At 62.7% G+C, this 11,047-nt stretch carries 11 protein-coding genes; 2 read left to right on the forward strand and 9 right to left on the reverse strand.

All coding sequences use genetic code 11. The features are described from left to right. Positions 1 to 25: 25 nt before the first annotated feature. Together F3J15_RS01040 and F3J15_RS37630 are read right to left on the reverse strand one after the other, a co-directional pair. Positions 26 to 424 carry a carboxymuconolactone decarboxylase family protein gene (locus F3J15_RS01040; protein ID WP_166886622.1) on the reverse strand — a complete coding sequence of 133 codons (399 nt, stop codon included), beginning with the start codon at positions 422 to 424 and terminating at the stop codon, positions 26 to 28. Between the two features lie 246 nt (positions 425 to 670). Next, complete coding sequence (locus F3J15_RS37630; RefSeq protein ID WP_166886200.1) at positions 671 to 1,648, reverse strand: highly repetitive protein; 978 nt, start codon at positions 1,646 to 1,648, stop codon at positions 671 to 673. On the opposite strand from F3J15_RS37630, the gene F3J15_RS37635 reads away from it, so the two are divergent. Next, on the forward strand, positions 1,632 to 2,912 hold the full coding sequence (locus F3J15_RS37635) for a collagen-like triple helix repeat-containing protein (protein ID WP_166886625.1): 1,281 nt from the start codon (positions 1,632 to 1,634) through the stop codon (positions 2,910 to 2,912). The two genes, F3J15_RS37630 and F3J15_RS37635, sit on opposite strands and share 17 nt — an antisense overlap. A gap of 127 nt (positions 2,913 to 3,039) precedes the next feature. After that, a complete protein-coding gene (locus F3J15_RS01055) occupies positions 3,040 to 4,323 on the forward strand; it encodes an isoprenylcysteine carboxylmethyltransferase family protein (protein ID WP_166886628.1) in 1,284 nt (427 codons plus the stop codon). 87 nt (positions 4,324 to 4,410) lie between these two features. On the opposite strand, the gene cml is transcribed toward F3J15_RS01055, so the two are convergent. The 7 genes from cml to F3J15_RS01095 all read right to left on the reverse strand — a co-directional run bounded on the left by cml (position 4,411) and on the right by F3J15_RS01095 (position 11,030). Further along, positions 4,411 to 5,643 (reverse strand): CmlA/FloR family chloramphenicol efflux MFS transporter, encoded by a 1,233-nt coding sequence (gene cml / locus F3J15_RS01060; RefSeq protein WP_166886631.1) that lies wholly within the window; start codon positions 5,641 to 5,643, stop codon positions 4,411 to 4,413. Positions 5,644 to 6,056: 413 nt separating this feature from the next. Beyond that, complete coding sequence (locus F3J15_RS01065; RefSeq protein WP_166886634.1) at positions 6,057 to 6,647, reverse strand: hypothetical protein; 591 nt, start codon at positions 6,645 to 6,647, stop codon at positions 6,057 to 6,059. Positions 6,648 to 6,800: 153 nt separating this feature from the next. Beyond that, positions 6,801 to 8,561 carry a ShlB/FhaC/HecB family hemolysin secretion/activation protein gene (locus F3J15_RS01070; protein ID WP_166886696.1) on the reverse strand — a complete coding sequence of 587 codons (1,761 nt, stop codon included), beginning with the start codon at positions 8,559 to 8,561 and terminating at the stop codon, positions 6,801 to 6,803. Positions 8,562 to 8,632: 71 nt separating this feature from the next. After that, positions 8,633 to 9,133 carry a contact-dependent growth inhibition system immunity protein gene (locus F3J15_RS01075; protein ID WP_166886637.1) on the reverse strand — a complete coding sequence of 167 codons (501 nt, stop codon included), beginning with the start codon at positions 9,131 to 9,133 and terminating at the stop codon, positions 8,633 to 8,635. Positions 9,134 to 9,464: 331 nt separating this feature from the next. After that, positions 9,465 to 9,797 carry a hypothetical protein gene (locus F3J15_RS01085; protein ID WP_166886645.1) on the reverse strand — a complete coding sequence of 111 codons (333 nt, stop codon included), beginning with the start codon at positions 9,795 to 9,797 and terminating at the stop codon, positions 9,465 to 9,467. 279 nt (positions 9,798 to 10,076) lie between these two features. Further along, positions 10,077 to 10,280 (reverse strand): hypothetical protein, encoded by a 204-nt coding sequence (locus tag F3J15_RS37640; protein ID WP_166886699.1) that lies wholly within the window; start codon positions 10,278 to 10,280, stop codon positions 10,077 to 10,079. Positions 10,281 to 10,529: 249 nt separating this feature from the next. Further along, positions 10,530 to 11,030 carry a contact-dependent growth inhibition system immunity protein gene (locus F3J15_RS01095; protein WP_345891585.1) on the reverse strand — a complete coding sequence of 167 codons (501 nt, stop codon included), beginning with the start codon at positions 11,028 to 11,030 and terminating at the stop codon, positions 10,530 to 10,532. Between the last annotated feature and the right edge of the window lie 17 nt (positions 11,031 to 11,047).

Consider the following 11,047-nt stretch of genomic DNA (forward strand, 5'->3'; position numbering starts at 1 on the left):
CCGTGCCGCCGGCGCCGGCGCGAAATCAGGCTTCGTCGTCGGGCACCGACAGCCCGAGCTCCGATATCACCTCGCGCGCGCTGCGGAACGCCTCGACCGCGGCCGGCGCGCCGGCGTACAGCGCGCTGTGCAGCAATACCTCGCGGATCTCGACGAGGCTCGCGCCGTTGTTGAGCGCGCCGCGAATGTGACCCTTCAGTTCCGTGCTGCGGCCAAGCGCCGCCAGCATCGCGCATGTGCACAGACTGCGCGTCTTCAGGTCGATCCCGCCCCGCTGCCAAGTGCTGCCCCACGCGTGCTCGTTCAGCCAGTTCTGCAGCGGACGCGAAAAGCCGTCGAGGTCGCGCATCGCGCGCTCGACGAACGCCGGGCCCATCACGTCGATCCGCCGCGCCTTGCCGTATTCCCTGTCCTGTTCGCTCATGTCCGTGTCCTGATGGTTGGAGTCGTGGCCGCTGCCGCGCCGCCGGCGACCGGGGGATTTCGCGCCATGTTCAGCGGGACGGCGCATTTCGTCAAAGACGCGGCCCTCGGTTCGCGGCCGTTCGCGTAACGGGCGGTCGAACGCTACGTAACATCCCGTCGCGCGTTACGGTGCCTGGCGGGAACATCGCGGCTCCGACGTTGGCGCACCTTGGGCGCCTGTCGCGCGAAACCGCTCTAATTGCGTTTAAATCGCATCGATATTCCCAATTCCCGCAACAAATCGCGATGCCGTTTCACGGAACCTGTCATGGCGCGGAATTTGCAGAGATGGCCTGGGACACACTTCCAATGTCGAGGGCAACATGCACAATCTCTTCAAGAAGACGACGGTAACGATGGCCGTCTCATCGCTGCTCGCGCTGTACGGCTGCGGCTCGGTCGACGGACCGACGACCCCGCCGACCATCAAGCCGAGCACGTCCGGGACGGGCGGCAGTTCGGGGACTTCGGGTACATCGGGGGGCTCCGGGACTTCGGGGTCGTCCGGCACGTCGGGCAGTTCCAGTTCTGGTACTTCCAGCTCGGGTACGTCTAGCTCCGGTACGTCCAGCTCGGGTACTTCCAGCTCCGGTACTTCCAGCTCCGGCACCTCCAGCTCCGGCACCTCCAGCTCCGGCACCTCCAGCTCCGGCACCTCCAGCTCCGGTACCTCCAGCTCGGGTACTTCCAGCTCCGGCACCTCCAGCTCCGGTACCTCCAGCTCCGGTACTTCCAGCTCCGGTACCTCCAGCTCCGGTACTTCCAGCTCGGGTACTTCCAGTTCGGGCACCTCCAGCTCCGGTACCTCCAGCTCCGGTACTTCCAGCTCGGGCACCTCCAGCTCCGGTACCTCCAGCTCCGGTACCTCCAGCTCCGGTACCTCCAGCTCCGGTACCTCCAGCTCCGGTACCTCCAGCTCCGGTACTTCCAGCTCCGGTACTTCCAGCTCGGGTACTTCCAGCTCCGGTACTTCCAGCTCCGGTACTTCCAGCTCCGGTACTTCCAGCTCGGGTACTTCCAGCTCCGGCACCTCCAGCTCCGGTACTTCCAGCTCCGGCACCTCCAGCTCCGGCACCTCCAGCTCTGGTACGTCTAGCTCAGGCACCTCCAGCTCCGGCACCGGCGTCACCCCGCTCGGCAACGTCCTGCAGAAATCCGGCAACCTCGTGACGGCGCTCGGCACGACGGTCGTGAACGGCGGCGCTCAGATCGGCGGCGTGCAGATCCCCGGCACGAACCCGACGACGGCCACCAGTGTCGGCAACGCGGTCGGCAGCCTCGGCAACGGCGTGCAGTCGCTCGGCAACGGCATCGCGGCCGGCCTGGGCTCGATCGGCGTGTCAGCGAACCCGCTCGGGCCGACGCTCACGTCGACCACCGGCCTGTTGACCGGCGCCGGTGGTGCGGTGAACAACCTCGGCAATGCCGTGACGAGCCTCGGCACCGGTCCGCTGTCGCCGCTCGCACCGGCGACGACGCTGGTCGGCAGTCTCGTCAACACGGTCGGCACGGCGGTCAATTCAACCGCATCGGCGCTGAACACGGCACTGAACAGCTCGCCGGTCCAGCAGCTCGATACACAGCTCGGCAAGGCGATCAACCCGATCACGAATACGCTGACCGGCGGCGTCACGACGCCGGGCGTCACGCAAACGCTCGGCAACGCGACGCTGCTCGGCGCACCGCTCAGCGGCCTCCTCGGCACGCTCGGCAGCGGCCTGGGCCTCGCCGGCACGAAGGTCGGCAGCGCGACCGGCAACCCGGTCGGCGACGGTGTCAACCAGCTCGGCAACACGGTGACCTCGACGGGCGGTCTCCTGTACAGCGGCAGCAGCAGCTCCAGCAGCGGCACCAACCCGCTCGCCCCGATCACCGGCCTGCTCGGCACGTTGACGGGCGGCATCGGCGGCGGCAGCTCGAGCGGATCGGGCGGCACCAGCGGCACCAGCAGCGGCGGCCCGCTCGCGCCGATCACCGGCCTGCTCGGGACGGTGACGGGCGCACTCGGCGGCATCGGTTCGAGCGGCACCGGCGGGACCAGCGGCACGGGCGGAACGAGCGGGACCGGCGGCACCAGCGGCACGGGTGGCGCAGGTCTCGGCGCTCTGCTCGCACCGGTCACCAACCTCGTCAACTCGCTGACGCCGCTCGGCGCGAGCCTGACCGGCACCGTCACGACGCCGGGCGGCAACGTGTCGGGCACGCTCGGCGGGGTGCTGACGAACGGCCCGGTCGGCACGGTCACGGGTGCGCTGGGGACGCCGTCCGGTTCGGCGGGTGCCACTGGCGGTGCAGGCGGCACGGCGACGACGCCGGGCGGCGGCGGCTCCGTGGTGACCGGCCTGACCGGCGGCTCCACCGGCGCCGGCGCGGGCGGCAGCGGCAACCTGCTGTCGCCGGTGACCAACCTGCTCGGCGGACTGCTGGGCGGCGGCACCAAGAAGTAAGGTTCGACGCATCACGTATCAGAACGACAGGCCAGTGGCCGGGCGCGCATCCATACATAGCCCGGCCGACGGCCGGCGTCACCCGCCAAGCGGGGGCGCCGGCCCTCATCCCGACGAGGACTCGATCATGAACTCCACCATCGACGGCATCGCCGCGGTCCAGGACCGCCCGCCCCGTTCCGCCACGCCGTTGCGGGCCGGCCTGCTCGGCATCACGGCAGGCCTCTTCGCGCTGTGGATCACGCGCGACCACCCCGGTCTCGACGCGGCCTCGCGCGCGGTCATCGCGAGCCTTGCGATCATCGGCACGATCGCGCTGCACGAACTCTTCATCTCGCGCGCCTACCTGCGCCCGAGCGCGGGGCTGTCGCGACAGGCCGTCCGGCCGCTCGGCATCGCGCGCGTCGCGACGCGGCTCGGCGCGCTCGCGTCGGTCTACGCGGGCATCGGCATCATTTATTGGCTGCTGCCCGAATACCACGGCGCGTTCTATCTGCCGTTCTGGTCGTTGCTGCGCTCGCTCGCGCCGTACGTGATCGTCGCCGCGCCGTTCTACTTCGCGTGGATGGACCGCCACCAGCGCGAGACCGACGACGCGTACCTGCTGTGGGGCCGCTTCCTGTTCCGCCGCGAGCAGCCCGCGAGCTGGAAGCCGGTGCGCGAGATGCTGGCCGGCTGGGGCGTGAAGGCGTTCTTCCTGCCGCTGATGACCGTCTATCTGTCGAAGGACGCCGATCACCTGAGCGCGTCGCTCGCGAACGCGATGCACGCGCCGATGACGATCGCGACGTTCATGTTCATGTACGACCTGTCGTTCACGATGGACCTGATGTTCGGCACCGTCGGCTACCTGTGCACGTTCCGCATCCTCGACAGCCACGTGCGCACCGTCGAACCAACGACGCTCGGCTGGGTGGCCGCGCTGATGTGCTACCAGCCGTTCTGGTCGCTGTTCTCGAACAACTACATCCGCTACCAGGGCTCGATGTTCTGGGACACCTGGCTGCTGTCGGCGCCGACGCTGCGCGTGATCTGGGGCTCGGTGATCATCCTGCTGCTGCTCACCTACGCGCTGTGCACGATCTCGTTCGGGCTGCGTTTCTCGAACCTCACCAACCGCGGGATCATCACGTCGGGCCCGTACCGCTTCACGAAGCATCCGGCGTACATCACGAAGAACCTGTCGTACTGGATGGTGTCGGTGCCGTTCGTCGAGCCGCTCGGCTGGCAGGTCGGGCTCATGCACTGCGCGGGGCTCGTCGCGGTCAACCTGATCTACTACGCGCGGGCGAAGACGGAGGAGCGCCACCTGATGCGCGATCCCGACTATCGTGCGTATTCCGAATGGATCGAGCAACACGGGCTGTTCGCGCGTATCAGGCAGGCATTCGGGCAGCGCGCGCCGGCCTGACGCGGTGGCAATGGCGGGGCCCGCTGCCCCGCCACTTCATCGAAGCGCCGCGCGGCCCGACGCCACAGCGCGTCGCTGCGCGCATGCTCAGTCGAACGAGACGCTGCTGTCGCGCCCGTCACGCGCGCGACCGGTCGCACGCGTCAGCCCCTTGATCGCGACGAAGCTCGCGAGGCCCATACCGAAGCAGCAGGCCGCCAGCGGCCACGCGGTAGCACCGTCGAAGATCAGCGTCGCGAGCGTGCCCACGCCGGTGACGATCACGCCCTGCACCGCGTAGTAGAGCGCAACCGCCTTGCCGGCGGCAGCGCCGAAATCGCGCAGCGCGCCGTTCGCGGACACCGACGACATCAGCACGATACCGACCGCGACCAGCCACATCGGCATCACGAACGTCGCGAACGACGGCGTCGCCAGGACCGTACAGACGGCCAGCACGATCGCACCCGTCATCATCGTGAGCGCCCCTCGCGCAACGCAGCCCGCCTCGCCCCACCTCGACACGAACGTCCCTGCGAAGCGCGACACGACGACCATCACGATCGCGACGGTCGCAAAGGCCAGGCTGAACGCCTCGCGGGAATAGCCCGCGCCGCCGACCAGCACGCGCGGCGCGGTGGAGAAGAACACGAAGAACGCCCCCATCGCGGCGGCAAACGCGAGCGTATGAACCTGAAAGGGCCGGCTGCCAAGAATCGATGCGACGGACGGCCCCTGCCGGTTCGCCGTCCGCGGCCACGTTTCGTGCCAGCGTGGCCACGCACGGCCGCACGCGAGCAGCCCCAGCAGGCCGAGCGTCGCGAAGATCGCGCGCCATCCACAGGCCGTCGCGATGGCCGCGCCGAGCAGCGGGCCCAGTGCGGGCACGAACGCCAGCATCGCGCCGAACTGGCTGTAGATCATGCGGCCTTCAGGACGATCGGCGTAGACATCGCGAACGGTCGCGAACGTGGCGACGAGCGCGGCAGACGCGCCCAGCGCCTGCAGCACGCGCAGTGCGACGAACAGACCGCCGCCGGTGGCCATCGCAAGTGCCAGCGAAGCCGCCGCAAAACACAGCGCACCGCCGAGCACCACCGGCCGTCTGCCGACGCGGTCCGACAACGGGCCGAAGAGCATCTGGCCCAGGCCGAGGACGACCATGTAGACGCTCAGCGTCAACTGGACGATGGCCGGCGACGTGCCCAGCGCGGACGGCATCTCCGGGATCACCGGCAGGTAAACGTCCATCGCCAGCGAAGCGAGGAGATCGAAAGGCGCCATCAGCAGCAGCGCCGACGGCAACGAATAAGCCCAGACGGGCGTGGATTGTTCAGGCATGACGAGGCATCCGCTCAGAAAAGGGAATCTGGCGGCGATCTGCCTGGTCAGCGAGGGACAACGGGAGATCGCCGCAACGACCGGTTGACGAAGGTCGTTGCGGCTTAGCGATCCGTGGACGGGCCGGCTCCCATGGAGGAATCCTTGCGGTGTGCGTTGACTGCGCAGTGTAGTCGGTTCGACAGATGGGCACCAGACTTGCACGCACGGCCGGGTGGTTGCGATCCGGCTGGCCAGCTCGTGTAGGGTGCCAACCGGCCGCGTGCGATACGGCGCTGCGCATTCCGGTGGAACGGGACGTGATCCACGAAGTCCCGATCCGGTTCGCACGCGGCATTGCGGGCCTCGCCGCGATCGCCGCCGCGAATCGGCACATCCCCGGCGGATTCGCGGCCCCGGCTCGCGTCGCCGGGTTAATGCTTCAGACGCACAACGTACAGGCCGGTGAAGTTTGCAGCCGCCGACAAACTGAAGGTCGGCGGGGTCGAAATGATCGGTCCCGCAATGGTTGGCTTGTAGGTGACGGTCCCGCCCGAGACGTCGGCCATTTCGATGACCGCCGGGCTCGGATTGGGAATGATGTTGGAGGTGAAGTTCAGGGTCAGCGTGCGGTCGAACATATTGTCGAACCCGCCGTAGGACTTGATCTCGTAGACAAGATCCGCGTTCACGCCTGCAGGCACCGGATCCGGTTTGCCCAGGCAAATCAATCCGTCGCGAACCACACCACCCGGCGGGGTCTTGAAGGTCAACGTCGCGATGCCGTCGTCGGTGACCAGCGTCATCGTCGCATTCGCAACAGCACTCTTGGTGAGCTGGATCGACTTGTAGCCGTCAGGACACTTGAGCGTGACAGGCTGAGGGTCCGGTGTGGTCGGCGAAGGGGTTCCCGTCGCGCTGTCGCTACTCGTCGCGTTGCTCCCGCCGCCGTCACCGCCACCACCACATGCCGACAACAAGACGGTAGAACCCGCCAGGATCGCCAGAATAATATTGTTTTTCATCTTTCACTCTCTCTATTGATCAATATAACTAATAAAACAGATCACCCTCGTGATCGATTGCTGCCTACTGCTCGATGCCATTCCAGGCAGCGCCGGGAAAAGCTACCGTACGGTGTGTCCGGATCGATACGGATCCAGACGCACCTCATCCACTCAAAACTGCGCGGTGACCTGGAACCCGACCGTGACGCGCGCCGTCGGGAAGCCCGACGGCTTGTAGACAGGCGTCCCCGCAAAGAGGTCGTACGCGTAGGCGCCAAAGCGTGTGCCGACGCTGCCCTTCACACCGACGACTGCACCGGCCAGTTGCGTACCGACGAGCAGGATCGGCTGCGGCCCCCATACGCGTCCATAGTCCAGCCCCGCGTACAGCGCCTGCCCCGTCTGGCCAATCGGCATTTGCAGTTCGTTGCGCCAGTAGAGCCCGCGCGCCGCCGCCAGCATCGTTTCGCCGTCGAAGCCGCGCACGGTGTAGCGGCTGCCGATCGTCACGTCATCAAGGTAGTTCAGCGTGTTGCCGGTGTACTGGCCGTGGAACGTTCCGACATAGCGAAACGGTTGCTTGCCGACCGCAAACGGCACCGACAGGTTTGCGTCGAGCACCGCCATCTTGAAGCGATAGGTCGGACCGCCACCTGCAGCGAATGTGTCGTTCTGCGCGCCGAACCCGCCGACGCCCTGGCGATACGCGAGCGAGCCGTCGAACTGTGCGCCAGCGAAATAGTGGCGATCGGTCAGGCCGAGTTCGATGATCGTGTTGTTGCGGCGCTGCTGCGAAATCTCGGTGTCTTCGATGAAGCTCTGCCCGAATCGGCGCGACAGCCGGAAATATCCGCCGAACACGTCGTTCTGGCCGCGTGCCAGTACACGGGCCAGCTTGAAATCAACCGTCTTCGAATTGCCGCTCGCGACGAACGTCTGGTTCACACCCGCAATCTGCTGGTAGTAGGTATTCGTGTAGGCGGACAGCGTAGCCGTCCAGTAGCCCCACTGAATCGAATAGAAGCCGTTCCAGCCATGCGAGCCGAGGCGCTTGTCGCCGAGTTCCAGATCCTGGCTCACGCCGATGTTGAAGATGTCGTTCAGGCCCAGCGGGTTGTCGATGCCGACCGACAGGTTGCCTTGCAACCTGCCGGTGGCGCGCGTGCCGGAGTTGTCGATCGACGCGACGACCGTCCACGGCTTGCCGCGCCTCACGTCGAGCACGACGTCGCTCTCGCCGGGCAGATCGCCGGGAACGATTTGCATCGAGACGTCCTGGCTCGATACGCGTTTCATCTGCTCGAGGCCTTGTTCGAGGTCACGCAGGTTCAGCACGTCGCCGTCGCGAGTCGGGAAGGCTGTTTTCCAGGTGCCGCGCAGTTTTTCATCGGCGAAGCGGATGCGGCGGATCACGCCCGGGATCAGGGATAGCTTGAGCGTGCCGGACGACAGGTCTTGCTCCGGGACGAGCACGCGCGTGGTGACGTAGCCACGTGCCAGGACCGCTTGCGACAGGCTCTTGACCAGCAGATCGACGCCTTGCCTGCCAACGCATTGCCCCGCGTAGTGGTTCAGCCATTCGCGCGCGAATGCGAAGCGGTCCATCGGCAGCGCGGACGCGCCCTGAGCCTTCGTCGCATCAGGCAGCGAGTCAGGCACGTCGAGTGTGAAACGGTCGATTCGGAAGCACGGCGTTTCGACGGGAAGTGTCGGATACGCTTCGATGCGCGGCACGTCCGAACGCACGGAGGGCGCGCGCACGGTTGCGTCGCGCTGCTGTGCGTCGCGCTGCTGCTGGGCCTGTCGATCCTGTTCAGCGTTCGCGCGAGCGGCGGCGGCCTGATCTGCAGGAGTCGGCGCCTGTTGCGCGTGAACGGCGGCCGCGATAAAGGTCGTAAGCGGCAAAAGAGTGAGTCGATGAATGATTTTCATTTTTACTTTTCTTGGTTTTTGCTGACACTTCTTGTAGCCATCGCGCGCTCTCTTGTAGCCAATACGCCAGATCACGGGATGCATCGGTCCAATGCGACTCGCAGGGCAGCGCCAATTTCGGCCTCTGACGAATCAAAAGGAAGGATGACTTTCTCGTCGTCACCCAAGCCTTCCCAGGCTTCGAGCTTGTCATGGCGGCATGGATCAAGCGTAAGGACACCGTCAGCAACTTTAGCGTGACACAAGATCATTTTCTTGAACAGCGCTTGCTTGGTTTTATATTCATACCGCGCAAGAAGGCCATCGACCCACTTCTTATAATTTTCTCCAACCAACCGAAAGTCGAAGAAAAGCGGATTTTCCGCGCGTTGCTGGGGAGTAATGAAACGACTTTTCAGCAACGCATCATTGAGACAACGCCCGAGCGTTTCATCATCAACATTTGTATCGAGATAATGCATAGCACCATCCGGATCGGTAATTGATGAACGATATCCTGAATGAGTTTCAATAAGGATAAAATCTTTGTTGCGATATATGGCAGCTCCTCGCCAAGGCTTAACGTCATTCAATTCACTCCTCCTATTACCGAAATCACAGTCCGGTTTATCAGGTGTTTGTCATGGCGGGTTGGACCAAGCGATAGCACTCCATCAACCACTCTCGCATTACACAAAATCATCTCATTGAACAGCGATTTCTTTGTCTTGTAGCCATATCGTGCCAACAACGCCTCAACTTTCTTCTTATACTGCTCTCCAACCAATCGGAAGTCGAAGAAAAGCGGATGCTCTTCGCGTTGCTGCGGCGTAATGAAGCGACTATTCGCCAATGCATTGACAAGGCACCTCCCTAGCGTTTCTCGACCGGCGCCGACGGACCGCCGCGCACAGCCGACGCACCCTACTTACGCTTACCCAAAGGGTTTTCCTCTATATATCTCTTAATATCAATCTCCGATATTCCAGACGCACCCGCACTTAACCACCTATCAAATTCATCTGGATATGGCCTATATACTTTCCCGCCAGACGATTGAACTGACACTCCATTTCCAAATTCAGCCAAAAACCGCAGGTGATGTACAACCATAATCCAAATTCGCTTGAACTCAGGATCTTGTGGCACGCCACCAGACGCATCAGAAAGATAGGGCGACTCACCCTCGACGAAGTCCAACATATCCTTCGCTCTTCCAGCACTCAGCATCAGTTTTATGACTTCAATTTTTTCCATGACAATTTTTATGGCCTCCCCTACTAGATGAACGCCGAATAAAAAGTGGATTTTCCGTGCATCCCTTTGACCAATAACAAGCAACAAAGTCGAAAGTGGGTCGAATACCTCAATCTCGCCCCACTCCACCAATCCAGACAGATACCCATGCCAAATAGTGCAATCGAATCGATTTCGCCACGCCGAGACAACTGCCGAATTATTCTTTCCTTCAGCTCAGCCTCAGCTGGCTAACCATTAATCATAGCAGTCGTTGCGGAATCCTCGGAGCATAATACGTCACCGTCGATCAATTGCCGGCCATCCCGCAAACGCAAAAATCCAAATTGCAACAAGATTCACACCGGGAATCAACAGCACAAGCACCCACCAGCCTGAATTCCCGGTTCGACGCAAAATTCGAACATATGGATAAAGAAAAAGACCATAAAAAATGGGCAACATCATTAGAGCCACAGGTCCCCAACTCGCAAACGACGTCATTACTTGATTCATAGTTGTACCTTCCATTGGAATTCAGGTTCGTCCAAACAAACGGGCGATCAAGCCACGCTTCTGCACGTTGACTGCCGGAGACGGCTGACGCACGGCTCCTAGATCCGGCATTTCCTCACGACGAAGTCGCTCCAACGCCCCCCACGACTGTATCTGTATAGAACCGCATTGCGGGTCGGAGCCGTGCGTAGGTCGGCTGCATCAGCGGATGTTGTTCTTGTCAGTCCGGCTTACAGATCACGGGATGCATCGGTCCAATGCGACTCTCAGGGCAGCGCCAATTTCGGCTTCCGAAGATTCAAAAGGAAGGATGACCTTCTCGTCGTCGCCCAAACCTTCCCAAGCTTCGAGTTTGTCGTGGCGGGTTGGACCAAGCGATAGCACTCCATCAACCACTCTCGCATTACATAAAATCATCGCCTTGAACAGCGATTTATTTGTCTTGTAGCCATATCGTGCCAACAACTCCTCAACTTTCTTCTTATACTGCTCTCCAACCAATCGGAAGTCGAAGAAAATCGGATACTCTTCGCGTTGTTGCGGCGTAATGAAGCGACTATTCGCTAATGCATTGACAAGGCACCGCCCTAGGGTTTCATCATCTGCATTTGCATCAAGAAAGTGCACTGGCCCATCTGGATCTCTAACGAATGCCGTATATCCGGAAGACGTCTCGATCATAATAAAATCCTTGTTTCGATATACAGACGCGACGCGCTTCGGCTTAATATCACCCACTTTCCAGGTCCCTTTAC

Origin of the sequence: Burkholderia sp. Ap-955 (genome assembly GCF_011753045.1) — a bacterium.
In the GTDB taxonomy this organism is placed as follows: Bacteria; Pseudomonadota; Gammaproteobacteria; order Burkholderiales; family Burkholderiaceae; genus Burkholderia; species Burkholderia lata_D.